This window comes from Streptomyces sp. NPDC053673 (assembly GCF_055585225.1).
The window spans coordinates 16,595-41,291 of the sequence record NZ_JBVJKN010000010.1 but is presented as its reverse complement, the minus strand read 5'-3'; the positions used below and the strand labels follow the sequence as shown (position 1 = coordinate 41,291).

22 protein-coding genes and 3 pseudogenes are annotated in these 24,697 nt (G+C 70.3%); 15 read left to right on the top strand and 10 right to left on the bottom strand.

The window, feature by feature from the left end; genetic code table 11:
- Positions 1-92: 92 nt before the first annotated feature.
- On the top strand, positions 93-950 hold the full coding sequence (locus ACZ6ZQ_RS16655; RefSeq protein WP_469769265.1) for an SDR family oxidoreductase: 858 nt from the start codon (positions 93-95) through the stop codon (positions 948-950).
- A 201-nt stretch (positions 951-1,151) separates the two neighbouring features.
- The gene (locus ACZ6ZQ_RS16650; protein ID WP_469769264.1) at positions 1,152-1,886 is read left to right on the top strand and encodes a Mut7-C RNAse domain-containing protein; all 735 of its coding nucleotides are present in this window, start codon (positions 1,152-1,154) and stop codon (positions 1,884-1,886) included.
- Between the two features lie 39 nt (positions 1,887-1,925).
- Here the strand turns inward: ACZ6ZQ_RS16650 and ACZ6ZQ_RS16645 are convergent, their stop codons facing one another.
- Positions 1,926-2,420, bottom strand: coding sequence for a MarR family winged helix-turn-helix transcriptional regulator (locus tag ACZ6ZQ_RS16645; RefSeq protein WP_469769263.1), 495 nt, complete (start codon positions 2,418-2,420; stop codon positions 1,926-1,928).
- A 29-nt stretch (positions 2,421-2,449) separates the two neighbouring features.
- Positions 2,450-2,584: pseudogene (locus ACZ6ZQ_RS16640) on the bottom strand (TetR/AcrR family transcriptional regulator); the annotation flags it as partial.
- Positions 2,585-2,627: 43 nt separating this feature from the next.
- On the opposite strand from ACZ6ZQ_RS16640, the pseudogene ACZ6ZQ_RS16635 reads away from it, so the two are divergent.
- The 3 genes and pseudogenes from ACZ6ZQ_RS16635 (at position 2,628) to ACZ6ZQ_RS16625 (ending at position 5,275) form a co-directional block, all read left to right on the top strand.
- Positions 2,628-4,036 (top strand): annotated as a pseudogene (locus ACZ6ZQ_RS16635) (FAD-dependent monooxygenase).
- 85 nt (positions 4,037-4,121) lie between these two features.
- Positions 4,122-4,457, top strand: a complete 336-nt coding sequence (locus ACZ6ZQ_RS16630; RefSeq protein ID WP_469769262.1) for a YnfA family protein — start codon at positions 4,122-4,124, stop codon at positions 4,455-4,457.
- Positions 4,458-4,507: 50 nt separating this feature from the next.
- A complete protein-coding gene (locus ACZ6ZQ_RS16625) occupies positions 4,508-5,275 on the top strand; it encodes an SDR family NAD(P)-dependent oxidoreductase (RefSeq protein WP_469769261.1) in 768 nt (255 codons plus the stop codon).
- A 151-nt stretch (positions 5,276-5,426) separates the two neighbouring features.
- Here ACZ6ZQ_RS16625 and ACZ6ZQ_RS16620 read toward each other — a convergent pair whose 3' ends face one another.
- The gene (locus tag ACZ6ZQ_RS16620; RefSeq protein WP_469769260.1) at positions 5,427-6,893 is read right to left on the bottom strand and encodes an APC family permease; all 1,467 of its coding nucleotides are present in this window, start codon (positions 6,891-6,893) and stop codon (positions 5,427-5,429) included.
- 322 nt (positions 6,894-7,215) lie between these two features.
- Between ACZ6ZQ_RS16620 and ACZ6ZQ_RS16615 the strand changes: the two genes are divergently transcribed.
- Positions 7,216-7,893 carry a hypothetical protein gene (locus tag ACZ6ZQ_RS16615; RefSeq protein WP_469769428.1) on the top strand — a complete coding sequence of 226 codons (678 nt, stop codon included), beginning with the start codon at positions 7,216-7,218 and terminating at the stop codon, positions 7,891-7,893.
- A gap of 113 nt (positions 7,894-8,006) precedes the next feature.
- Here ACZ6ZQ_RS16615 and ACZ6ZQ_RS16610 read toward each other — a convergent pair.
- Together ACZ6ZQ_RS16610 and ACZ6ZQ_RS16605 are read right to left on the bottom strand one after the other, a co-directional pair.
- Positions 8,007-8,444: pseudogene (locus ACZ6ZQ_RS16610) on the bottom strand (SRPBCC family protein); the annotation flags it as partial.
- A 62-nt stretch (positions 8,445-8,506) separates the two neighbouring features.
- A complete protein-coding gene (locus tag ACZ6ZQ_RS16605) occupies positions 8,507-9,700 on the bottom strand; it encodes an RtcB family protein (protein ID WP_469769259.1) in 1,194 nt (397 codons plus the stop codon).
- Between the two features lie 208 nt (positions 9,701-9,908).
- On the opposite strand from ACZ6ZQ_RS16605, the gene ACZ6ZQ_RS16600 reads away from it, so the two are divergent.
- The 3 genes from ACZ6ZQ_RS16600 to ACZ6ZQ_RS16590 all read left to right on the top strand — a co-directional run bounded on the left by ACZ6ZQ_RS16600 (position 9,909) and on the right by ACZ6ZQ_RS16590 (position 13,223).
- Positions 9,909-10,775, top strand: a complete 867-nt coding sequence (locus ACZ6ZQ_RS16600) for a DUF3558 domain-containing protein (RefSeq protein ID WP_469769258.1) — start codon at positions 9,909-9,911, stop codon at positions 10,773-10,775.
- 178 nt (positions 10,776-10,953) lie between these two features.
- A complete protein-coding gene (locus ACZ6ZQ_RS16595; protein ID WP_469769257.1) occupies positions 10,954-11,676 on the top strand; it encodes a DUF3558 family protein in 723 nt (240 codons plus the stop codon).
- A gap of 236 nt (positions 11,677-11,912) precedes the next feature.
- Entirely contained in the window at positions 11,913-13,223 is a 1,311-nt protein-coding gene (locus ACZ6ZQ_RS16590) for a DUF2637 domain-containing protein (protein ID WP_469769256.1), read from the top strand.
- Positions 13,224-13,412: 189 nt separating this feature from the next.
- Here the strand turns inward: ACZ6ZQ_RS16590 and lysS are convergent, their stop codons facing one another.
- Positions 13,413-15,152 (bottom strand): lysine--tRNA ligase, encoded by a 1,740-nt coding sequence (gene lysS, locus ACZ6ZQ_RS16585; protein WP_469769255.1) that lies wholly within the window; start codon positions 15,150-15,152, stop codon positions 13,413-13,415.
- Positions 15,153-15,351: 199 nt separating this feature from the next.
- On the opposite strand from lysS, the gene argS reads away from it, so the two are divergent.
- Positions 15,352-17,127 carry an arginine--tRNA ligase gene (argS, locus tag ACZ6ZQ_RS16580; RefSeq protein ID WP_469769254.1) on the top strand — a complete coding sequence of 592 codons (1,776 nt, stop codon included), beginning with the start codon at positions 15,352-15,354 and terminating at the stop codon, positions 17,125-17,127.
- Between the two features lie 82 nt (positions 17,128-17,209).
- On the opposite strand, the gene ACZ6ZQ_RS16575 is transcribed toward argS, so the two are convergent.
- On the bottom strand, positions 17,210-17,479 hold the full coding sequence (locus tag ACZ6ZQ_RS16575) for a DUF1876 domain-containing protein (RefSeq protein WP_469769253.1): 270 nt from the start codon (positions 17,477-17,479) through the stop codon (positions 17,210-17,212).
- A gap of 137 nt (positions 17,480-17,616) precedes the next feature.
- Here ACZ6ZQ_RS16575 and ACZ6ZQ_RS16570 point away from each other — a divergent pair, with 137 nt between their 5' ends.
- Positions 17,617-18,492 (top strand): NAD(P)-dependent oxidoreductase, encoded by an 876-nt coding sequence (locus ACZ6ZQ_RS16570; RefSeq protein ID WP_469769252.1) that lies wholly within the window; start codon positions 17,617-17,619, stop codon positions 18,490-18,492.
- Here ACZ6ZQ_RS16570 and ACZ6ZQ_RS16565 read toward each other — a convergent pair.
- A complete protein-coding gene (locus ACZ6ZQ_RS16565) occupies positions 18,476-18,880 on the bottom strand; it encodes an ATP-binding protein (protein ID WP_469769251.1) in 405 nt (134 codons plus the stop codon). The two genes, ACZ6ZQ_RS16570 and ACZ6ZQ_RS16565, sit on opposite strands and share 17 nt — an antisense overlap.
- Before the next feature lie 113 nt (positions 18,881-18,993).
- Here ACZ6ZQ_RS16565 and ACZ6ZQ_RS16560 point away from each other — a divergent pair, with 113 nt between their 5' ends.
- On the top strand, positions 18,994-19,833 hold the full coding sequence (locus ACZ6ZQ_RS16560; protein WP_469769250.1) for a helix-turn-helix domain-containing protein: 840 nt from the start codon (positions 18,994-18,996) through the stop codon (positions 19,831-19,833).
- Positions 19,817-20,065 (top strand): DUF397 domain-containing protein, encoded by a 249-nt coding sequence (locus tag ACZ6ZQ_RS16555; RefSeq protein WP_469769249.1) that lies wholly within the window; start codon positions 19,817-19,819, stop codon positions 20,063-20,065. Before ACZ6ZQ_RS16560 ends, ACZ6ZQ_RS16555 begins: the two co-directional genes overlap by 17 nt.
- A gap of 3 nt (positions 20,066-20,068) precedes the next feature.
- Here the strand turns inward: ACZ6ZQ_RS16555 and ACZ6ZQ_RS16550 are convergent, their stop codons facing one another.
- Positions 20,069-21,433 carry a helix-turn-helix domain-containing protein gene (locus ACZ6ZQ_RS16550; protein ID WP_469769248.1) on the bottom strand — a complete coding sequence of 455 codons (1,365 nt, stop codon included), beginning with the start codon at positions 21,431-21,433 and terminating at the stop codon, positions 20,069-20,071.
- Between the two features lie 298 nt (positions 21,434-21,731).
- Between ACZ6ZQ_RS16550 and ACZ6ZQ_RS16545 the strand changes: the two genes are divergently transcribed.
- Together ACZ6ZQ_RS16545 and ACZ6ZQ_RS16540 are read left to right on the top strand one after the other, a co-directional pair.
- Positions 21,732-22,472, top strand: coding sequence for a DUF4232 domain-containing protein (locus ACZ6ZQ_RS16545; protein WP_469769247.1), 741 nt, complete (start codon positions 21,732-21,734; stop codon positions 22,470-22,472).
- Between the two features lie 83 nt (positions 22,473-22,555).
- Positions 22,556-23,440 (top strand): DUF4253 domain-containing protein, encoded by an 885-nt coding sequence (locus tag ACZ6ZQ_RS16540; RefSeq protein WP_469769246.1) that lies wholly within the window; start codon positions 22,556-22,558, stop codon positions 23,438-23,440.
- A 244-nt stretch (positions 23,441-23,684) separates the two neighbouring features.
- On the opposite strand, the gene hemB is transcribed toward ACZ6ZQ_RS16540, so the two are convergent.
- Positions 23,685-24,683, bottom strand: a complete 999-nt coding sequence (gene hemB, locus ACZ6ZQ_RS16535) for a porphobilinogen synthase (protein ID WP_469769245.1) — start codon at positions 24,681-24,683, stop codon at positions 23,685-23,687.
- Between the last annotated feature and the right edge of the window lie 14 nt (positions 24,684-24,697).

Genomic DNA, 24,697 nt, shown 5'->3' with positions numbered 1-24,697 from the left:
GCTTGACGGATCCGGACCCCTCGCAGATATTTATCTGCGTCACGCAGATACTGCGTCGAGTCAATCAACTGAGAGAGCAGGAGACCCATCTCATGACCGTCCTTGTCACCGGAAGCCGCGGGCGTGTCGGCTCAGCCCTTGTGCGGCTCCTGCACGACCAGGGGATCGCCGTGCGTGCGGCCTCGGCGCGCCACAAGGAGCTCAGCCATCCCCCGGACGTGCCGGCCGTGCACTGCGACCTCTCCGACCCGGAGACCTTCCCGGCCGCTCTCGCCGGTATCGAGTCCGTCTTCCTCTACGCCGAGCCGTCGGGGATCGAGAGCTTCACCGCGGCGGCCCGCAGAGCGGGCGTGAAACACATCGTGCTGCTCTCCTCCAGCTCGGTCCTCGCCCCCGATGCTGCGGACAACCCGATCGCCGCCTCCCATCTCGCGGTTGAGCGGGCGCTGGAATCCGCGGCCTCGGACGGCGCGTTCGAGGTCACCCACCTGCAGCCGGGTGCTTTCGCGACCAACGCGCTGCAGTGGTCATGGGCGGTGCGGTCCGCGGGCGCGGTGGACCTCCCGTACCCCGGCTCGTACAGCGACCCGATCCACGAGTCCGACCTCGCCGAGGCAGCCCTCGCCGCTCTCACCCAGCCCGCCCTGCGCGGCTCGGCGTATCTGCTCACGGGACCCGAGGCGCTCACCTTCACGGAGCAGATCGCCGTCCTGGCACGGGTGGCGGAGCGGGACATCACGGTCAACACGGTCTCGCCCGCTGCGTGGAAGGCGTCCGTCGCCGACTACTTGCCGGAGCACTTCGCGGACGCGCTGCTCAACCACTGGGCGTCGCACGTCGGTTCACCCGTACCCGTTACCCGCACCGTCGAGGAGCTGACCGGTCACCCGGCCCGTACGTTCGCCGCCTGGGCCCGCGAACACGCCGACGCCTTCTGCGGCCAGGCCTAGAGCCTGACGCCCGACGCCTGTCACCTGTCACCTGACGTCTGTCGCCTGTCGCCTGTCGCCTGTCGCCTGTCGCCTGTCCAAGGGCTACAGCGGCAACGCGTGCTCATACGGGGAAGCGGCGGCGGGAAGGGGGCAGCGGGGGCGCTGCGGCACGGCGGAAAAGCCTGGCTGGCGCGGTCCGCCCGATGGCATGCTGGCGGCGTGAACGGACCGGAGATCCACATCAGCATCGCCCCTGAGCTGCGGCTCTTCGTCGCGGCGGAGCGCCGCGACGGGCGGACGTCCCTCGTCACCGACGGCGCCTCGACGCTCGGCCATGTCGTCGAGTCGCTCGGCATTCCGCTCACCGAGGCGGGGCGGCTGCTGGTGGACGGCAGCCCGGTCCAGGTCTCACACATCCCCGCTGCGGGCGAGCACATCGAGGTGCTCGGCGTCGAGCGCCCGCAGCACGTACCGGGTGCCCCGCTCCGCTTCCTGCTCGACGTCCATCTCGGCACCCTCGCCCGACGGCTGCGGCTGCTGGGCGTCGACGCGGCCTACGAGAGCGAGGACATCGGCGATCCGGCGCTGGCCACGCTCTCGGCGCGGGAGCAGCGCGTGATGCTGTCGCGTGACCGCGGGCTGCTGCGCCGCCGCGAGCTGTGGGCCGGGGCGTACATCTACAGCGACCGCCCCGACGACCAGCTGCGGGACGTACTGCAGCGGTTCGCGCCCGCCCTCGCGCCGTGGACCCGCTGCACCGCCTGCAACGGCCCGCTCACGGACACCGACAAGGAGGCCGTGGAGCATCACCTGGAGAAGGGCACGCAGCGCTCGTACGACGTGTTCGCCCAGTGCACGGCCTGCGAGCGCGTCTACTGGCGGGGCGCCCACCACGCCCGCCTGGAGGCGATCGTCGAGGGCGCGCTGCGCGAATTCGGCAACGCGGCCGCTTAGGGGGTGTCTTGTGGATCAGGCAAGATCCCAGGACACCTCCTAAGCCGGCCGGTCCGGCTCACCGTGGCGCAGCCGGTCGATCTGCAGGGCCGCGAGCTCCACCGTTCGCCGCATATGGGAGGTGAGCAGGGCGATCTCGTCGTCCTCGTAGGCATCGAAGATCGCCGCCCAGCCGACGCCCAGCCGGTCCCAGAGCGCCCCGAATTCCGCCATGCGCTCGGGCACGGTTTCGACGAGCACTTTGCGCCGGTCCTCCGTGTCCCGCCTCCGCGTCACATAGCCGGCCCGCTCCAGTCGGTCGACCAGCCGGGTCGCCGATCCGGTGGTGAGCCCGGTCAGTTCGGCCACGCGCCCGGTGGTGACGGGCCCCGGTTCGAGTCCGAGCAGATTGAGGCACTGCAGATCGGTGGGGTGGAGCCGCAGATGGTCCGCGAGCGCCTGGTTGAACATGGCGTACGCGGCCATGTGGCGACGGGACACGGCGGCGAGCTCGGCCATCAGACCGCGACGCCGTTCGGAACTCTTCTGCGGCATGCAGAAAGTGTACGAAGCAGGCAGCCGGCCTACGGGGCCTCCGCCGTCAGGTAGCGCTGCATCGTCGGGGCCAGCCAGGCGATCACCTCTTCCCTGGTCATGTCGACCGCGGGCGGTACGCGCAGCACATAGCGGGCGAGGGCCATCCCCAGAATCTGCGAGCCGGCAGATATTCAAGGGACAGCTGCTGCCGATAGCGGCCGGAGTCTGCCCGGTGCCGGCCGAGGCCCCGCGTCGGGCCGCCCCACCGGCCTGCTCCTCGCGGGCGACCTCGCAGCCGCGGGCGTCCGGGTCACCGTCGTCGAGCGCCGCCCACAGCAGACGAGCAACATGACCCGGGCCTTCGGCGTGCACGCCCGCACGCTGGAGCTGCTCGACGCCCGGGACCTCGCGGAGGAGCTGGTGGAGACGGGCACACCCAAGACCCGCCTGCGCTTCTTCCGCCGGATCGCCTTCGACCTGTCCCGGCTGCGGACCCGTTTCCCGTTTCTCCTGGTCACCCCGCAGTACGAGGTGGAGCGCCTGCTGAAGCGCCGAGCACTCTCCGCCGGGGCCGACTTCCGGTTCGACACGGAGCTGCGTGGGCTGCGCCAGGACGCCGACTCGGTCACCGCCGAGCTGCGTGACGCGGCGGGGCGGGACTCGACGCTGCGCTCCCGCTACTGCGTCGGCACCGACGGGGTGCGCAGCTCCGTGCGCAAGGCCCTCGGTCTGCCCTTCCCCGGTGACTCGGTCATCCGGTCCATGGCCATGGCGGACGTCCGTCTCACCGAAGAGCCCGAGAGCCCGTTCTACGCCGACGGCACCGGGGACGCGTTCGCGGCCGTCGCCGCGTTCGGCGACGGCTGGTACCGGGTGATGGCATGGCGGCGCAGCCACCAGGTCCCGGAGAGCGAGCCGCTCGATCTGGAGGAGGTGCGCGACATCGCCCGCCAGGCGTTCGGCACCGACTTCGGCATGCGGGACCCCCGCTGGCTGTCCCGCTTCCACAGCGACGAGCGCCAGGTCCCGGAGTACCGGAAGGGCCGGATCTTCCTCGCCGGAGACGCGGCGCACGTCCACTCCCCGGCCGGCGGCCAGGGGATGAACACCGGCATGCAGGACGCGGCGAACCTCTCCTGGAAGCTTGCCGCGGCCGTCCGTGGTGACGCGCCGGACGCCGACGCCCTCCTCGACACCTACCAGGCGGAGCGGCATCCGGTCGGCGCGATGGTGCTGCGCAGCAGCGGCGCGATCGTCCGCCTCGCCATGGCGCACACCTCGGCGCAGCGCCTCTTCCGCTCCCTCGCCGCCCGGTTCATCTCCCTGGTCCGCCCTGCTTCCGACAAGGCGATAGGCATGATCTCGGGGATCGGCATCTCGTACGGCGCCGAGCGCGGCGCCCACCGACGACCGGCACCCGCGCCCCCGACCTGCAGCTCGCGGAGGGCCGCCTCTACGAACTGCTCCGCAAGGGCGAATTCGTCCTGGTCACTCCCGAGGACGAGGATACGGCCCCGGCGGCGGCGCCTCCCGCCCCCGGCCCCGGCCCCGTCACCCGGACCCACTGGCGCGCCCCGCGCCGCACGTCGCTCCTGGTCCGCCCGGACGGATACATCGCATGGGCACAGAACTGACCCGGGCGCGGCCCTTGGGCCGCACTTCCGGTCCGGCGCGAGCCCGCACCGGCCCGCCCGCACCCTCCATGACACGCTGGTCCGCATGCTGGTCGCCCGCTCCGCCCTCCTGTTCGCCGTCGCCGCGCTCTTCGAGATCGGCGGTGCCTGGCTCGTCTGGCAAGGCGTGCGCGAGCACCGTGGCTGGGTCTGGATCGGCGCCGGAGTCCTCGCCCTCGGCGCGTACGGCTTCGTGGCCACGCTCCAGCCGCAGGGCGACTTCGGCCGCATCCTCGCCGCCTACGGCGGGGTGTTCGTCGCCGGATCGCTCGCCTGGGGCATGGTCGCCGACGGCTACCGCCCCGACCGCTGGGACATCATCGGCGCGCTGATCTGCCTGGCCGGTATGGCCGTGATCGTGTACGCGCCGCGTGGCCGCTGACAGCGGCCTATCCTGATCATGGGAATCGATCGCCTGACCGAGGAGCTGTCATGACCGCCGCCCCCATCGCCGTTGTCACCGGAGCGAGCAGCGGGATCGGCGCCGCGACCGCGCGCGGGCTCGCCGCCGCCGGGTACCACGTGATCCTCACCGCCCGCCGCAAGGACCGTATCGAGGCGCTCGCCGCCGAGCTGACCGACGCCGGCCACCTGGCCACTGCCCACGGCCTCGATGTCACCGACCGCGCGGCCGTCGACGCCTTCGCGGCCTCCCTCGACGGCTCCGGCCCGGTCAAGGTCCTCGTCAACAACGCGGGCGGAGCACTCGGCGCCGACCCGGTCGCAACCGGCGACCCCGCCGACTGGCGCCGGATGTACGAGGTCAACGTCATCGGCACGCTCAACACCACCCAGGCTCTGCTGCCCGCCCTCACCGCCAGCGGGGACGGCACGGTCGTCGTCCTCTCCTCCACCGCGGGCCACGCCACATACGAAGGCGGCGCGGGCTACGTCGCCGCGAAGAACGGCGCCCGCGTCCTCGCCGAGACCCTCCGCCTGGAGATCGTCGGCACCCCGGTCCGCGTCATCGAGATCGCCCCCGGCATGGTCAAGACGGACGAATTCGCGACGACCCGCTTCCGCGGCGACAACGAGAAGGCCGCCAAGGTCTACGCGGGTGTGGCGGAGCCCCTCACCGCCGACGACGTCGCCGACACCATCACCTGGGCCGTCACCCGCCCCTCCCACGTCAACATCGACCTCATGGTGGTCCGCCCCCGCGCCCAGGCCTCCAACACGAAGATCCACCGCGAGCTCTGACATCCCTTCCGCAAGCGGCTGGCCTGTGCTGATATGAGTCGCTCAGGCTCGTCGAGCCCGACATGCAGGTCGGCTCCTGCCTTCTCGCCAAGAAGGCCTGACCGCCAGATCACGCAGCTGGTCGAACGATGCCCCCGCGTTCACCTCTGAGTCAGTGCTTGAAGGCGCTCACGTCCCCCGGCTCGCTCTCCAGTGCCTCCCGGTTGAACTTCCACATGCCGAGGAAGAACAGCCCGCCCGCGGCGAGCAAGCCGACCACGATCACGACGGAGACGAGCGCCTCCCGGGGCGCCACCAGCACGAACAGCGCGACGAGCGTCCACACCAGCGCGCAGATCGCGACCGGCAGTTCGAAGCGCCCGAGGTCGAACGCACCCTTCTTGCGCTCCAGTCGCTTACGCACCGCCAGGTAGAGGACGACCGTCGAGCCGTAGGTGATCGCCGGAAGGATCGTCGATGCCGTGATCAGCTCCAGCAGCGCGGCACCCGGCAGGGCGACCATGAGGATGACCCCCAGGGAGAAGATCAGGACCGTCGCCGGGATCGGTGTCTGCGTGCGCGGGTTGACCCGGCGCATCAGCCGGTGGGCAGGGAAGCGCCCATCGCGTGACATTGCGAAGATGATCCGCGAGCACGAAACCATGATCACCACGCCGGCTCCGAAGAACGCGAACGTGATCGCGACCAGCAGCGTCCTCTCCATCACCGGGCCGAGCTGATCGCGCAGGATCGCCGCGACCGGGGAGCCGCTGTCGCTGATCCGGGGGATGTCGTCGATCGCGACGGTGAGCGTGATCAGGAACAGCAATCCCAGCAGTCCGGCCGCCACGACCGATCCCACGATCGCGCGTGGCACGGTGCGATAGGGATCCTTGGCCTCCTCGGCCAGGTTCGCCGCGGAGTCGAAGCCGACGAGCGTGGCGAGTCCCATGATCATTGCAATCATCAACCCGCCACCGACGGCGAAGTAGTCGGGGGCGTTCTCGGCGACACCGCGCGAAGTGAGGTTGCCGGCTCCTCCTTCGCCCGTGATCGCCACAGCGATGGTGAGCGCGATCACCACCACCGCGACGAGGACCAGTTCGAGCCCGACCGCGAGACAGTTGATCAGGCTGACGATGCTCGTGGAGGCCACCGCGAGCAGGGCCTGAATGAGCAGCGCCAGGACCGTGATCAGACGCGCGGTACCCTCGTCCGGCTCGAGGCCCACGAGCGGCATGAACGCCTGGCTCGCAAGCGCATTGTCGGCCGCCACCACGGCGACCGCCAGGTAACAGAAGGTCAGCCAACCGAACCCCCAGCCGATCTTCGGATTCGCCAGCCGCGAGGCCCATTGGTAGGAGGAGCCGCTGAGCGGGATGCGGGCCGCGAACTGCGCGACCACCAACGCCACCAGGGTCTGCCCGACCCCCGCGATCACCCACAGCCAGATGCCGACCGGCCCCGCGTTCACCAGCACATCGTCGTACGTCGCAAAGATACCGACGGCCACGGAGATGAACGCGAACGAGATCGCGAACACCTGCCAGGAGCCGAGCGTCCGTTTCAGCTCCTGCCGGTAGCCCCCGAGTTCGACGGAACCCTCGCCGTCCTGCGTGTCTGTCGAAGCTTCCGCCACCTCGGCCACCTCACCTTCCATCAGCCCTTCGGCTCCGAACGCCGCGGTAGGGTCCGACCATTCTCGGGGCTTATGTCACATTTGCTCCGCATGTGACACGGTTGCGAGATGTGCGTACCCGCGCGATCCACCGGGATCCCGGCAACGTCGCGCGGCGCCCGGCGGCGGATGCGATCCGGCGCCGGGCGCGGTCGTCCGCGGCCCCGGTGGCAGTGGCTCGGCCATTCGGCTGCGGTTGGCTCGCGCGCCTTCCGGACCGCGGTGTTGTTGACACGGACGTCTGCCGGCATCCGGCGCATGAGTGGCATCGGGCGCCCGCGCCATGACCCTCGACAGCAACATCGACCCGCAGGCCTGGACGAACCACGCCTCCGACGACGCCCCCCGGCTCACGACATTCCTGCGCATGGGCTCGGACCGCACCGCGGCAGCAACCCTGGACAGGTTCCTCGCCCTGTGCGGGTCCACCACCGCCGCCCGCTGCGCCTTCTCCGCCGGCGGCCCGGAAGCGACCCGGGACAAGTTCGACCAGCTGATGCGGCGGCTCCGGGAGCACCCCGTGGGCGCGTGGACCTACGGCCGTACGGTCGGTGACCTGGTCAACAGCCTCTACGTCGTCCACCCCGGATGGACGGACCTCGCCGGCAGGCTGCAGGACCTGTGGCAGGGCCGCGCCCCGCAGCCGGCCCAACCCCCACCCGCACAACCGGTCCCGCATCCGAATCCGTACCTGGGCGAGGAACAGGGTGGTGCCGTGCTCTGCTCCGACAGCCCCAATCCGCGTGACCCCGAGGTCTACCACGCCCTGGAGGAGGCCAGTGCCATCCGTGCGGGCGACGTCGGACGCTTCTGGACCTGGGCAGAGAGCCGCTCCTTCATCGACGGCACCCTCCCCCCGGCGGGAACGACGTGCCGACAGGACACGCCCCCCTTCTCCACGCCCAGACCGACCGGCGGCGTCGCCACCGGCGGCGGAGCGATGGCCGGCATCGTCTCCTGAGCCATGTGGTGGTTCGCCGTCAGGGACGGCGGCACATGCCTTCGAGCCGCTTCATCGCATCCTGGAAGATCTTGTCCACACGCCGCTGGCTTGCCCGCAGCAGCAGGTGTACGGGGGGCGCAGTCGACGGCGATCGTCCAGCTGACTCTGGTCCTCCGGTCCGCCAAGGGCGCCAGCGTCCAGCGTTCCATCATGGCCGCGACGCCCCGCACGTTGGTCTCGTGGAACCTGGTAGGCGAAGTACTTGCCCGGATCCCGGACGAGCAGGGCCTCGCGTGCCCGACGACCCTGGACAGTCGCAGGTATCGCATCGTCCCCACGCCGTACGGGGGTGCTCCTTCATAGCGGCATTCGTTGGCCGGTCCGAACCACCGTGGCCAGTTCTCGGGGTGGGCGGCGAGCTGGTCGAAGACGGCGTCGGCCGACGCGCGGAGGTCTCGGCCCCGGCATCGCCGGAGGGAGCCGGCGACGGCCACCACCTGCAATCCGATGCCGAGCAGCCAGAAGGCTCCCTTGCCCGTCAGTCGGTTGGTCAGGTAGCTGAAGTCCATGCCGAAGAACCGCCCCCCGGAGCAGTCCGGGGGGCTCTGTCGATGAGGTGGTGTGCTGTTCCTCAGCCCTTCACGCAGATGACCTGCTTCAGCTTCGCGACGACCTCCACCAGGTCCCGCTGCTGGTCGATGACCTTCTCGATCGGCTTGTACGCGCCCGGGATCTCGTCCACGACGCCGGAGTCCTTACGGCACTCCACACCCCGCGTCTGATCCTCCAGATCCCTCGTCGAGAACTTCCGCTTCGCCGCGGTCCGGCTCATCCTCCGCCCGGCACCGTGCGACGCCGAGTTGAAGGACTTCGCGTTCCCCAGGCCCTTCACGATGTACGAACCCGTGCCCATCGAACCCGGGATGATCCCGAAGTCGCCGGAGCCCGCGCGGATCGCGCCCTTACGGGTGACCAGCAGGTCCATGCCCTCGTACCGCTCCTCCGCCACATAGTTGTGGTGGCAGGAGATGACCTGGTCGAAGGTGACCTTCGCCTTCCTGAACTCCCTGCGGACGACTTCCTGGAAGAGTCCCATCATGATCGCGCGGTTGTACTTCGCGTACTCCTGCGCCCAGAAGAGATCGTTCCGGTACGCCGCCATCTGCGGGGTGTCCGCGATGAAGACCGCCAGGTCGCGGTCGACCAGACCCTGGTTGTGCGGCAGCTTCCGGGCCTCGCCCATGTGGTACTCGGCGAGCTCCTTGCCGATGTTCCGCGACCCGGAGTGAAGCATCAGCCACACGGATCCGGACTCGTCGATGCAGAACTCCACGAAGTGGTTGCCGGCTCCGAGCGTTCCCATCTGCTTCGTCGCCCGCTCCCGACGGAACTTCACCGCGTCCGCCACCCCGTCGAACCGCGACCAGAGGTCGTCGAACCCCGCCACCGGGAGTCCGTACACCCGGCCCGGATCCACCGGGTCGCCGTGCATGCCACGGCCGACCGGGATGGCCTGCTCGATCTTGGAGCGGAGCCGGGACAGGTCGCCCGGCAGATCGTTCGCGGTGAGGGAGGTCTTCACCGCCGACATTCCGCAGCCGATGTCGACACCGACCGCCGCCGGGCAGACCGCGCCGTGCATCGCGATCACGGAGCCGACGGTCGCGCCCTTGCCGTAGTGCACGTCCGGCATCACGGCGAGCCCCTTGATCCAGGGCAGCGTCGCAACGTTCTGCAGCTGCTGCATCGCGCCGCTCTCGACCGTGGACGGGTCCGTCCACATCCGGATCGGGACCTTCGCCCCGGGCACCTCTACATACGACATACTTCCCCAACTCCCCCGAAGAACCTGAAACGCAAAAACCGGCGCCAAGGCCGGCGAAAGGGACAGCGGACCGGCGTTCACAGCAGCGCGTGCGATACACATTGTGTCCATCGGCCTGCATCGGGCGGCAACCAGTTTTCGCCGCGGACACAACAGCGGACACGCCGGCGGCCCGAAGAGAAGACGGAAGAGAAAGGAGCCTGGGAACGTGCAGCGAAAGGCGTACGCACCCGGCCTCGCGGCGCTCCTCGTGGCGCTCGTCACAGGCTGCACCGCAGCGTCCGGCGGCGACGGCTCCGCAACCGGCGCCAAGGCCGGCGAGGCCGCCGGCTCCGCCGCCCCGCCCGGCAAGTACCGCACGCTCTACGAGCCCTGCGGCGCGGTCGAGCGCGCCACTCTGAGAGACCTGCTCCCCGGCGCCGCGCAACTCCCGGACGACCAGCAGGACAAGGTGTTCCGCGGCACGGCGGCCGTCACGTACGACACCGACCGCCGCGTCGGCTGCAGCTGGAAGGCCGATTCGCCGGACGCCTCGAACCACCTCCGCATCGATGTCGAGCGCGTCGTCTCGTACGACCCCGACATCAGCGACGACGACCGGGCGCAGGAGGTCTACGCAACGAAGCAGGACGCGGCGGAGCTGCCTCCCCCGGCAGCCACGGGCGGGCAGGGACCGGGGGCCGGGATCCCGAGCGGCACCCCCTCCACGCCCGCCTCGTCCGGCACCGGCGCCACACCCCCGCCCGGTACCACCACGCCCACGAACGCCCCGACCGGAGCCCCCGGCGGATCCGCTCCGGGATCGGCCACCGGCACCCCCGCCGCCCCCGAGGGCCTGGAGCCCCGCGTGCTCGACGGCCTCGGCGACGCCGCGTTCCTCGACGACGTCCTCACCCGCGCCGGTTCCACCGCGCAGCACCGGACCGTGAGCGTGGTGTTCCGCACATCGAACGTGATCGTGACCGTCGAGTACGGCGAGCAGCCGGCCCGTACGACAGAGGTCCCGGACAGCAAGGAACTGCAGGAAAAGGCCCAGGGTCTGGCCCGGAAGCTCGCCGAGCGGTTCAACGACTAGCGCCCGCACTCCGCCCCGCCGAGCTGCTTCCCGAGCCGTCCGGATCGGTCACCCGGTCCCGCCGGACGACCCCGGCGTCGTACCGTGTCGGCGTACTGTGGCCGCCCGGAAGACCCGGACCGTCCGCCCCGCACCGCACCACACCGGCGGAGCGTACGACTCACCGACTGAAGGAACCATGCACCGAACAGCCCCGCGACTCACCCGCATACTCGCCTGCGCCGCCGTCCCGGTGATGCTCGTCGTCGCCGGCTGCTCGTCGGACTCCGACAGCAACAAGGACTCGAGCGCCGGCTCGTCCTCCTCCGACACGTCCTCCCCCGGCACGCAGCAGTCCGCGACGGCCGTCGAGCCCGCGAAGTACGCCAAGCTGCCCCAGCCCTGCAAGGCGATCTCCTCGAAGACGATCGAGGAGCTGGTGCCGAAGGTGAAGAACAAGTCAGGCACGGCGGGCACCTCCAGCGACACGAGCTCCCGCGGCGGCTGCTCCTGGAACGGTCTGGAGGACAAGGGCGTGAAGGGCTCGAACTACCGCTGGCTCGACGTCTCCTTCCTGCGGTACGAGTCCGAGGCCGGCCTGGGCAGCGGCGAGCAGCGCGCCAAGGACGCGCTCGCGAAGGAAGTCGCCAAGGTCCAGGACACCGAGGGGGCCAAGAGCGTCAAGAGCTCCCCCGCGGCGGGTGTCGGCGACGAGGCGACGGCGATCAGCTACGGCCTCACCAAGACCGGCGAGGACTTCAAGTACGCAACGATCGTGGCGCGCACGGGCAATGTCGTGGTCACGCTCGGCTACAACGGTGCCGGTTACGCGGGGGCCAAGACCCCGGACGCGTCGGCGCTGATGAAGGACGCGGTGACGGCGGCCAAGGAGGCCGCGGCCGCGGTCGCGAAGGCCAACTAGGACCCGAACAGGCGCGCTCACGCCGCCCGTCCGGCCCGGACGGCCGGGCCGGACGGGCGGCGTGAGCGCGCCGCACGCTCCACACCCGACCGCCACACCCGGCAACGGCTGTTGACCGTCCCCGGCAGGCGCCCCGGCCGGAGCCCGGACCTCCCCGGAGGCTCGGGCTCCGGACCCGTGTGCCAGGCTTGGGCCGCGCCACGGCGCCAGAATTCGATACTGGGAGGGGATCGCGGGTGGCCGCGATGCAGCTGACACGCACGCACCGCATACTCATCGGCGTCGTCGTGGCCGGAGCGGTGGTCATCGCCGCGATCGGCTTCGCCGGGTCGTACGCCGCCGTACGCGAGCTCGCCGAGAAGAAGGGCTTCGGCGACTTCTCGCTGGTCTTCCCCATAGGCATCGACGCGGGCATCTGTGTGCTGCTCGCCCTCGACCTCCTGCTGACCTGGATCAGGATCCCGTTCCCGCTGCTGCGCCAGACGGCGTGGCTGCTGACGGCGGCGACGATCGCCTTCAACGGCGCCGCCGCCTGGCCCGACCCGCTCGGCGTCGGTATGCACGCCGTCATCCCGGTGCTGTTCGTCGTAGCCGTCGAGGCCGCCCGCCACGCGGTGGGCCGGATCGCGGACATCACGGCCGACAAGCACATGGAGGGGGTGCGCCTCACCCGCTGGCTGCTCTCCCCCGTCCCCACGTTCCGGCTGTGGCGCCGGATGAAGCTGTGGGAGCTGCGCTCGTACGAGCAGGTCATCAAGCTCGAACAGGACCGGCTGATCTACCAGGCCCGACTGCAGGCCCGCTTCGGTCGCGCCTGGCGCCGCAAGGCCCCGGTCGAGGCGCTGATGCCGCTGCGGCTCGCGAAGTACGGCGTTCCGCTGGCGGAGACGGCCCCCGCGGGGCTGGCCGCCGCCGGTATCGAGCCGGCGCTGCTGCCCCCGAACCCGGCGCCTGCGGCAGAGCTCTCCCCCGCGGAGCGGTCCGCGGAGCAGCCGGCGCCGAGGCCGGAGCTCCAGCAGGAGTGGCCCCAGGCCCACCCTGACGAACAGCAGCTGCTGCCGCAGGACGGCCGGGCCGGTACCCACGAAAGCCCGTGGTTCGCGGCGCCCCAGGTCCCGCAGGAGGCGTACGAGACCGCGTACAACCCGACGTACGTCGAGGGCCTGGAGCCGACTCCGGTCGCCGTGCCGTCCGGCCCGGACGCCATGCCCGCCGGCCCCGGACCCGGCCCTGGCGCCATCCCGGGCCCGCGCGCCGAGCAGCAACCGGCGTACGAGCAGGCGCCGGCGCCCGAGCCGCAGCCGGAGCCCGAGCCGGAGCCCGCTGCGGACACCATCGACGACATCCAGTTCGCGGAGCTGGCGTACCCGGTCTTCAAGGAGTACGTGGACCTGCACGGCATGTTCCCGAGCAACGACCAGCTCGACATCACCCTCGCCGACGCCCACGGCATCAAGCACACGCGCAGCGCCAGCCTGCTGCGCCGGCTCACGCCGCAGTTCCAGAACCGCTACCAGTCCGAGCTCGAGGCGGAGCACATCGCCTGAGCCAGGCGCCGGCCGGCCCTCAGCCCGGTCAGCCCTCAGCCCGGCCGCCCGTCGGCCCTCACCCCGTGCGCGCTGCGGGCGGGCTCCGAAGCATGCCGGTACCACCCGGTCTGTCCCTGGGTGTCCGTCCCCGGTCGCCGGACGGTCTCCATGGTGCGGAGGGGACCGTCCGGCGACGGCGTGGCCCCGTCAGGCCGCGAGCAGCTTGCGCACCCGGTCCGCACCCACCGCGAGCAGCAGCGTCGGGAGCCGCGGCCCCGTCTCGCGGCTGACCAGCAGGCGGTACAGCAGCGCGAAGAAGGAGCGCTGGGCGACCTTCAGCTCCGGGGTGGGCTTGGCGTCCGGCTCCAGGCCCGCCATCACCTTCGGCACGCCGTAGACGAGCGTGGTGAGCCCGTCCAGCGACCAGTGCGAGTCCAGGCCGTCCAGCAGCAGCCGCAGCGACTCGCGCCCCTGGTCGTCGAGCGAGCCGAGCAGCTCCGCGTCGGGCTCGGAGCGCACGACCGTCCGCGCATCGGCCGGGACCTGGGTGGTGATCCAGTTCTCCGCGCGGTCGAGACGCGGCCGCGCCTCGTCCAGCGCGGTCAGCGGGTTCGCCGGGTCCAGCTCGCTCAGGATCCGCAGGGTCTGCTCGTCGTGCCCGGCCGTGATGTCGACGACCGAAGCGAGCGTGCGGTACGGCAGCGGCCGCGGCGTACGCGGCAGCTCACCGGCGGCGGTGCGCACCGCGCGCGAGTACGCGGCGGCGTCGGCCGGCAGCACGGAGCCGTCCTCGACCTTGGACTCCAGCTTGTCCCACTCGTCGTAGAGCCGCTGGATCTCCTGGTCGAAGGCGATCTTGAAGGACTGGTTGGGCTTGCGGCGCGCGTACAGCCAGCGCAGCAGCGGCGCTTCCATGATCTTCAGCGCATCCGCGGGCGTCGGCACGCCACCGCGCGACGACGACATCTTCGCCATGCCGGAGATTCCCACGAAGGCGTACATCGGGCCGATCGGCTGCACCCCGTCGAAGATCTCGCGGACGATCTGCCCGCCGACGACGAACGACGAACCGGGCGACGAGTGGTCGACACCGCTCGGCTCGAAGATCACGCCCTCGTACGCCCAGCGCATCGGCCAGTCGACCTTCCAGACCAGCTTGCCGCGGTTGAACTCGCTCAGCCGGACCGTCTCGGAGAAGCCGCAGGCGGTGCAGGAGTACGTCAGCTCGGTCGTCGAGTCGATGTACTCGGTGACCGTCGTCAGGTCCTTCTCGCAGTTGCCGCAGTACGGCTTGTACGGGAAGTAGCCCGCGGAGCCGCCGCTGCCGTCGTCCTCGCTCGCCGCGCCGGAGCCCTCGGCAGCCTCCAGTTCGGCCTCGTCGACCGGCTTCTGCTGCTGCTTCTTCGCCTGGACCTTGGCCTTCGTCCGGTACTGGTCGAGGATTCCGTCGATCTCGGCGCGGTGCTTCATCGCGTGCAGGATCTGCTCGCGGTACACCCCCGACGTGTACTGCTCGGTCTGGCTGATCGGGTCGTACTCGACACCCAGCTCGGCGAGGGACTCGACCATGGCGGCCTTGAAGTGCGCCGCCCAGTTCGGGTACTCCGAGCCCGCGGGCGCCGGCACCGAGGTCAGCGGCTTGCCGATGTGCTCGGCCCAGGACTCGTCGACACCCGGGACCCCGGCCGGCACCTTGCGGAAGCGGTCGTAGTCGTCCCAGGAGATCAGATGCCGGACCTCGTGCCCGCGCCGCCGGATCTCGTCCGCGACCAGGTGCGGGGTCATGACCTCGCGCAGATTGCCCAGGTGGATGGGCCCGGACGGAGACAGGCCAGAGGCAACCACGACCGGTTTCCCGGGTGCACGCCGTTCCGAGTCGGCGATGACATCGTCCGCGAAACGGGAGACCCAGTCGGTCTCGGTGCTGCTCTGAGCCACGATCGGCACGTCCTTGAATGCTTGATTCTGTCGAAACTGGCGTTAGCCATTCTCCCAGACGGAACAGCGGGCCCTGTGGTTGTCCACAGGCGCGCGGTTCGTCGGAGAGTCCGGCGGGAGAAACAGGTTGCTCCCCCATGGGACACTTGACTACCGAATTAGCACCACTGATGACCCACTGACGCCTCACTCACAGGAACGGAAGCTCATGGCCTCGGTCCCTTCCCTCGCTTCGACCGTGCAGCAGCGCCTCGCGGACGCCCTCTCGGCAGCCCTGCCGGAGGCCGGCTCCGCCGACCCGCTGCTGCGACGTAGCGACCGGGCCGACTTCCAGGCCAACGGCATCCTGGCGCTCGCCAAGCAGCTCAAGGGCAACCCGCGCGAACTGGCGACCAAGCTCGTCGAGGCGATCCCCGCCAACGACCTCCTCAAGGACATCGAGGTCTCCGGCCCCGGCTTCCTCAACATCACGATCACCGACGAGGCGATCGTGAAGACGCTGGCCGCCCGCGCCGCGGACGACCGCCTCGGCGTCCCGTACGCGGAGAACCCCGGCACGACCGTGATCGACTACGCCCAGCCGAACGTGGCGAAGGAGATGCACGTCGGCCATCTGCGGTCCGCCGTGATCGGCGCGGCCATGGTCGAGATCCTGGAGTTCACCGGCGAGAAGGTGGTCCGGCGCCACCACATCGGCGACTGGGGCACCCAGTTCGGCATGCTCATCCAGTACCTGATCGAGCACCCCCACGAGCTGGACCACAAGGGCTCCGAGGACGCCGCCGTCTCCGGCGAAGAGGCGATGTCCAACCTGAACCGGCTGTACAAGGCCTCGCGCGCCCTCTTCGACTCCGACGAGGAGTTCAAGGACCGGGCCCGGCGCCGGGTGGTCGACCTGCAGTCGGGCGAAAAGGAGACCCGCGCGCTCTGGCAGCGGTTCGTCGACGAGTCGAAGATCTACTTCTACTCGGTCTTCGACAAGCTCGACATGGAGATCCACGACCCGGACATCGTCGGCGAGTCCGGTTACAACGACATGCTGGTCGAGACCTGCCGGCTGCTGGAGGAGTCGGGCGTCGCCGTCCGCTCCAACGGCGCGCTGTGCGTCTTCTTCGACGACGTCAAGGGCCCGGACGGCAACCCGGTCCCGCTGATCGTCCAGAAGTCCGACGGCGGTTTCGGCTACGCGGCGACGGACCTCTCCGCGATCCGGGACCGCGTGCAGAACCTCGGCGCGACCTCGCTGCTGTACGTCGTGGACGTCCGCCAGTCGCTCCACTTCAAGATGGTCTTCGAGACCGCCCGCCGCATCGGCTGGCTGAACGACGACGTCACGGCCGTCCAGCTCGCCTTCGGCACGGTGCTGGGCAAGGACGGCAAGCCGTTCAAGACCCGTGAGGGCGAGACGGTGCGCCTGGAGGACCTGCTGGACGAGGCGGTCGAGCGGGCCACGGCGGTCGTCGCCGAGAAGAAGGAGAAGGCGGGCCTGAGCGACCAGGAGGTTGTCGAGAACGGCCGGTACGTGGGCATCGGCGCGGTGAAGTACGCCGACCTGTCCACGTCGGCGGTGCGCGACTACAAGTTCGACCTGGACCAGATGGTGTCGCTCAACGGCGACACGTCCGTGTACCTCCAGTACGCGTACGCCCGTATCCAGTCGATCAAGCGGAATGCCGGCGGCCGCAAGCCGGTCGCCCACCCGGAGCTCGAACTGGCCCCGGCGGAGCGCGCTCTCGGCCTCCACCTGGACCGGTTCGGCGAGACCCTGGCCGAGGTCGCCGCGTCGTACGAGCCGCACAAGCTGGCGGCGTACCTGTACCAGCTGGCGTCGCTCCTCACGACGTTCTACGACCAGTGCCCGGTGGTACGGCCGGAGCCGCCGCTGGAGGTCGGGGAGAACCGCCTCTTCCTCGTCGACCTGACGGCCCGCACCCTCCAGCAGGGCATGGCCCTGCTGGGCATCCGGACCCCCGAGCGTCTCTGATCACACGTACGCCGCCACGGCCCCCGCTCCCCTGCCCGGGTGCGGGGGCCTTGGCGTACGCAGGCAACTCACTCAAACGGATTCACTTCAGCGGATGTGAGGGCGTGCCCCTGACATCGTCGATCTCCACATGGGCCTTCTGCAGCAACTGCTGAGCGATGTCCATGAGCGCCCGGGCGCCCGCGATCTCCTCGCCCACCCGCAGCTGCGAGGCATCGGACGGGTGGCGGTTGGCCGCTCCGTGTCCGCGGATCTCCGTGCCGTCAGCGAGTCTCAGCAGAGCGGCCGCCCTCGTGTGGTCGCCGTCCTCACGGAACTCCGTCTCGATGTGCCATCCGACAAGCGTCTGCATGGCCGATCACCTCCAGCGATACCTCTTCCAGGGTGCGCCCCTCGCGTGGTGATCGCCAGGTCACTTACCCATGAGTGAGTACCTCACCAAATAGTCAGTACTTGTACAGGTTTCAGCACCGGGCAAGGATCGGGTCCATGCCAGAAACCACCACCCGCGTATCCGTCCTCGGCCTCGGCATGATGGGCTCCGCCCTCGCCGCCGCGCTCCTCAAGGCCGGCCACCCCGTCACCGTCTGGAACAGGTCCCCCGCCAAGACCGGCCCCCTCGTCGCCCAGGGCGCCCTTCCGGCCGGCACACCTGCCGACGCCGTCACGGCGAGCCCCCTCGTCATCGTCTGCCTCCTCACCAATGACAGCGTCCAGGAGGTCTTCGACACCCTCGGCGACACCGTGACCGGCAAGACCCTGGTCAACCTGACCAACGGCACCCCTGCCCAGGCCCGGGAGCTCGCGGCCTGGGCCGCCGAGCACGGCGCCCGGTACGTCGACGGCGGCATCATGGCGGTCCCGCAGATGATCGCGGGCCCGCATGCGTACGTCTTCTACAGCGGTGACGAGCAGGCCTACGAGACCCACCGGTCCACCCTCGCGGCCTTCGGCGGCACGAAGTGGACCGGCACCGACCCGGGGCGGGCAGCCCTCTACGACCTGGCGCTGCTCACCGGCATGTACGGCATGCTCCTCGGAGTCCTCCAGGCCTTCGCCCTGGTCCGTACGGAGAACATCTCCGCGGAGGAGTTCTCGGAACTCCTCGTGCCCTGGATCACCGCGATGCTCGGCGGCGCCCCGCAGATGGGCAGGGCGCTCGACGCCGGAGAGCACCTCACCGACGTGTCCAGTCTCGCGGTCAACCAGGCGGCGTTCCCCAACTTCCTGGCCACGTTCCGCGAGCAGGGCGTGAGCCCCGAACTCTTCGAGCCCTTCCAGGCGATCCTGGACCGCGCGATCGACGAGGGGCACTCCACCGACGGTCTCTCCCGCCTCGCCGACCTCCTCACGGTCTCGCGCTGACCCCGAACTCGCACCACACGACCTTCCCGGGCAGCCGCTCCCCGACCCCCCACTTGTCCGCGACCGCCGCCACCAGCAACAGCCCCCGCCCCGACTCCCCCTCCGGCTCACGCGCGCGGGGACAGCCGTCGCCACTGTCGTGGACCTCCACCCGCAGGGCGTCCCCGTACCGCCGCAACCGCAACAGATAGCCGCGGCCCGGCGGTACGCCGTGCACCAGCGCGTTGGTCGCCAGCTCGCTGACGCACAGCAGTACGTCGTCCCTTACCCCTGCCAGGTCCCACGCTTCCAGGACCTCTCGCGTGAACTCCCTGGCAGCGGGCACGGACCGCCGCTCCCGGCGGTAAAACCGCTCGCACACACAGGGGAGTTGAATCATCTCGTTCATGAGACGAGCGTCACGGTCCGTGATGAGCGTGCTGCAGTGCGCGCACCCGTACGGGATTTCTGTACGGGTGGTCCGCGCATGACTTTCGTACGGCCACGGGGAGTTGGTACGGCATGCACCCCAGGAAACGGCGTAGGAAGAACGCGTCGGCGATGAAGCTCGTGGGCGCGCTGGTGGCCCTGTTCCGGGAGACCGCCTGCCTCACCCAGCGCGAGCTTGCGGAACGGGCCTGCCTGCACGAGGAGACGATCGCCTCGATCGAGCAGGGGAGGCGGCCGCTGAAACCGGATCTGGCAAGGCTGCTGGACGGGATTCTGGAGACGAAGAGGGCGCTGGAGACGGCGGTCGAGAACATGCCGGAGGTGGACCTGATTCCGGCGTGGGCGGAGCAGTACATGGACTTGGAGCGCGAGGCGATCGCGCTGTCATGGTTCGAGAACCAGGTGCTGCCCGGCCTCCTCCAGACGGAGAACTACGCGCGAGCGGTCTTCCAAAGCAAGGTCCCCGTCCTGAGCGAGGACGAGATCAACGCCCAGGTGGCAGCCCGCCTGGACCGCCAGGAGGTCCTCCACCGCAAGGTCCCACCGACCACGAGCTTCATCATCTCCGAAGCGATCGTGCGGGACCGCCTCGGCGGCGCCGAGGTGTACGTCGAGGCCCTCCGCCACCTCCGCTTATGCGCCGACCTCCCTGGCATCACGCTCCAGATCATGCCGCTCGGCCGCGAGACCCACGCAGCCCTCGACGGCCCCTTCATCCTCCTGGAGACACCAGACCACCAGCACCTTGCCTACACCGAGACACAGCGTGGCAGCCAGCTCATCACTGACCCCGACGAGGTCAGCATCCTGGCGCAGAAGTATGCAATGCTGCGAACACAGGCCCTCAACCCCGAGGAGACGAAAGGCCTGTTGGACCGGCTGCTAGGGGAGAGCAATGAGCACCGCACTTGAGTGGTTCAAGTCCAGCTACAGCGGCAGCGAAGGAGGCGCCTGCCTCGAAGTCGCGTACGTATGGCGCAAGTCGTCCTACAGCAGCGATGAGGGCGGCGCCTGCGTCGAGGTGGCCACCCACCCCACCGCCGTCCACGTCCGCGACTCCAAGACCCCCGACGGCCCGATGCTCACCCTCGCCCCCGCCACCTGGTCGTCCTTCGCCGCCTTCGCGGCCGCTCACTCCGGCTGACCGTCACTGGGCGATCCACTCGCCCTTCTCCGGCCAGTAGTGGTGCAGCTTGCCCTCGTCGAAGGCACTCGTGCGGAAGGGCTTTCCGCCGTCGTCGACCCGTATCGTCCCTTTCCGGTCGCCGCTGCTCCATGCCAGCTCCAGGTACCACGTGACCTCGTGCCCTTCGGTGTGGACGTCGAGGTTCAGCACCTGCGGATCGCGGGTGGAGACCTTGTACGGGAAGTCCTTGGCCGGCACCACGGTGTCACCGTCCTGCCCCGCCACGGGCTTGGTCAGCGGCCGGGCGTTGTCCAGGTCGATGTCGAAGGTCTGCGGGGTGACGCCGCTGCCGCAGCCGTCACCCATGGAATAGGCCTGCCAGGCCAGGGGGGTCTTTCGGCCCACCACGCGTACGTTCAGGTCGGTGATGAGCACCGCCTCGTCCGTGTTGCCCGTCACGGACAGCTGCAGCGCCATGTTGCCTGCGCTGACACCGCCCAGGGCGCGCGCCCAGTTCCGGGTGTCCTGGGGAGGGGGCGGCGGCGGGACCTGGCCGGGCTGCTGGTCCAGCATGTACTCCTCGCCGCACGGCTCTTCCCAGTTGTACGAGCTGATGCCCACGCTGGGCGCCGCCCCACCGCTCGGCCCGGCGGGTGCCTCCGACTTCTTCGTGGCGGCCGGGTCCGACGGCGAGGTGCTCCCCTTCTTCCCGCCGGGCGAGGCGCTGCCGCTCGGTGAGGCAGAGGCGGAGACGGACGCGGAAGGGGACGGGGACACGGCGGTCCCGGTCGGGGCGCCGGCTCCCGCTCCTGCACGGGGCTGCTCACTACCGGCGCCCTCGTCCCCGAGCCGGCTCACGGCGACGGCGGCCGGGACGGCGACGGCGACAACGGCGGCCGTGGCGACGGCGATACGCAGACGGCGCTTGCGCGATGCGGGCTTCGTCCCCACGACCACCGGCTCGGGGGCCACGTCCTCGGGCGCCCGCTCAGGCTCGGGCGTTCCGGCTACCGGAGCCGGGACAGCCGCCACGCCGGGCTCGACCTCACCCGACGGCACACCCGACGACTCACCCGATGGCGCAACGGACGGCTCACCCGAAGGCTCGCCGGGCGACTCGGCCGCACCGACCCGGCCACGCCTGCGGGCGTCGTCGGCCAGGATCCACTGCCGGTGCAGCTCCACGAGCTCGTCCGGGGTCGCCCCGCACAGCCGCGCGAGCCGCTCCACGGGGGCGTACTCCGTCGGTACGGCATCGCCGTTGCAGTAGCGGTGCAGCGTGGACGTGCTCATGTGCAGCTGTCTGGCGAGAGCCCCGTAACTGCGTCCGGAGCGTTCCTTCAGCGCGCTCAGCAGCCTCGCGAAGCCGTCCGTTCCCGCTGCCATTTCGGCCCTCCCCCTCGTCCCACCGTCCCGGGAACGCGTTCCAGGCTCATGGGGTTTCCCCAGGTCAGATCCCGTTTCGGCGTTCCAGCTTCCCCCATTGTCCCTGGTCGGTTGTCCCACGATCCGCTGCCCCCGCAAGGTGTGTTCAGCACCACCGAACCGGGAGCTCCGATGCCGACCCGCTTCAACTTCAGCTTGAGCGATGCCCTCGCGGTCATCGTTCTGATCGCCTGCACCGCAGTCGTGATCTCGCTGATCAACCGTCACTGAATCCACCACAACGGGGAGTCGATCCACCATGCGCACCATCCGTACCCGCGCCGCCATCGCTGCGACCGCCGCCCTTCTGGCGGGCCTGTCCCTGACCGCCTGCCAGAACGACGACAAGGCCAAGGCGGCGGACCCGGCCGGCGGCGGCAAGGCGAGCGCCACCGCCCCGGAGACCCCTGCGGCCACCTCTTCCGCGGGTTCCTCGGGCACGGGCGGCGGTACCGCGCCCGCAACCCCGGCCGGCGGCAACGGCAAGGGCTCCGGCAAGGGCACCAGCGGCGGCGGCAACGCGAGCAACGGCTTCAGCAACGGCAGCACAAGCGACGGCGGCAGCAGCGACGCCTCCCCCGTCACCTGCACCGGCAGCAACACCAAGGTCGTCGCCAGCAAGGTCACACGCCCCATCAACCACCTGCTGATCACCGTCACCAACACCGGCTCGCGCCCCTGCAACGCCTTCGGCGCGCCGTACCTCCGCTTCGACGAAGCCCAGTCCCCCACCCAGTTCGTCGAGGACAGCAAGCCGCAGGCCGTCGTCACCCTGGCCCCCGGCCAGTCCGCCTACGCCTCGGTCTCGCTGACCGGCGAGCCCGGCAGGAGCAAGGGCCGCACCGCGAAGCACCTCACCGTCTCCTTCGACGCGGGCAACGGCTCCGGGTCGACCGGCGCGCACGCCGAGGTCGCACTCCCTGCGGGCACCTACATCGAGGACGACAGCGCCATGGTCACGTACTGGCTGAGCGACATGTCGGACGCGCTCACCTACTGATCGCCCACGCGAAGGCCGGTGTGGAGGCCGCCCGTTGTGGACGGGCGGCCTCCGTTGTCAGTGGCGGCCTCTACATTCGGTCCATGGCGATGCTTCCCAATCCCCTGCCGACCCTGGCCACCGACCCCGCAGGCCGCTCACTGGGTCTCGACCTGCCGTCCGGCCGACTGATCGACACGACCGTCGACGGCCCGTGGCACGAGCCCCTGCTCTGGTACGCCGACGAGCCCGCCCGCCCCGGCGACTGGTCCGCTCTGCTGCCCGCCCGCAGGGCCGCCGGGCTCCACCCCGTGCTCATCGGCTCGGGCAGCAGCCATGAAAGGCAGCCCGAGGACTGGGAGTTGGCCCCGGCGATGATGTCGTACGCCGGGGATCACGACGCCGAGGAGGTCCTGGAGGCCTTCTGGGAGGAGTACGCGGCTGACGAGCTCGGCGCCCCCGAGGACTACCCCGGCCGGGACGCCGTCGTCGCCCTCTTCGGCGAACCCCCGGCGTTCGACGACAAGGTCGCGCCGTTCGGTGCCGAGTGGCCCGGCCTCGCCCCGGCCGCCGCGTCGGGCATCGATCCGGACGTGACGGCGACCGAGGTGGCCGAAGCGCTCATCGGGGAGGACTCCTGGCTGGAGCGGTGCAGGCTCGCCCTCGTCCCGGCCCGCCGCAGCGCCGACATACCGGCGGCGCTGGGCTGGACCGGTCCGCTCAACCACGAGAACGACGTGGCGCGCCTCTGCTCCGTCCTGCGCTCGTGGGAGGACCGCTTCGGCATACGCGTCGTGGCACTCACCTTCGACCAGCTCGTGCTCTCCGTGGCGGCCCCGCCGACGACGACCGCCGAGGCGCGGGCCGTCGCCGCGGAGCACTTCGCGTTCTGCCCGGACAACATCACCCAGGGCCACTTCACCGCCCTGGACGAGTACGCGGCCAAGGCGGTGCTGGAGCAGAGCGTGTGGTCGTTCTGGTGGGACTGAGCAGGCCCAGGGCGTGTTGCGAAAGTAGCGCCGTCCGCCCGTAGGGCGGGGCCCGCGGCGTCTGGTGCGTGCGATCGCAAGGCGGTGGGCACCTCCCAGGCGCAGCTCTGGGGGAGATCGTCCTCGTACTGGACGTACTTGGACGAGTCCGACAACGCAGCGTGGGGGCACCTCCCGTGCCCGAAGGGCTACGGGGGAGTGTGTGCCAGGCGTCGCGGGCCAGGCGGGACTTTCGCAACACGCCCTAGGCGCGGCCGAGCTTCTGCGCGACCTCCGTCGCCCAGTACGTCAGGATCATCTGCGCGCCCGCGCGCCTGATCCCGGTCAGGGTCTCCAGGATCGCCTTGTCCCGGTCGATCCAGCCCTTCTCGGCCGCGGCCTCGACCATCGCGTACTCGCCACTGATCTGGTACGCGGCCACGGGCACGTCCACGGACTCGGCGACCTTCGCCAGCACATCGAGGTACGGACCCGCGGGCTTGACCATGACCATGTCGGCGCCCTCGGCCAGGTCGAGCGCGAGCTCCCGCATGGACTCCCGCAGGTTCGCGGGGTCCTGCTGGTACGTCTTGCGGTCACCGGTCAACGACGAGCCGACGGCTTCCCGGAAGGGCCCGTAGAAGGCGGACGAGTACTTCACGGTGTAGGCGAGGATCGACACGTCCTCCTTGCCGATGGTGTCCAGCGCGTCCCGGACGACCCCGACCTGGCCGTCCATCATGCCGCTGGGGCCGACCACATGGACGCCCGCGTCGGCCTGGACCTGCGCCATCTCGGCGTACCGCTCCAGCGTGGCGTCGTTGTCGACGCGCCCGGTCTCGTCCAGCACCCCGCAGTGCCCGTGATCGGTGTACTCGTCCAGACAGAGATCGGACATGATCACGAGCTCGTCGCCCACCTCGGCCTTCACCGCGCGGATGGCGACCTGCAGAATCCCGTCCGGATCGGTCCCCGCCGTCCCGGCCGCGTCCTTCTTCGCGTCCTCCGGCACCCCGAAGAGCATGATCCCGGAAACTCCGGCGGACACCGCCTCCACCGCGGCCTTCCGCAGCGTGTCTAGCGAGTGCTGCACGACCCCCGGCATCGCCGCGATCGGCACGGGCTCGCTCACGCCTTCCCGTACGAACGCCGGGAGAATCAGATCAGCCGCATTCAGCCGCGTCTCGGCGACCATGCGCCGCATCGCGGGAGTGGTCCGCAGCCGCCGCGGCCGCGACCCGGGAAAGGATCCGTACACAGTCATGCCCACCACGCTAC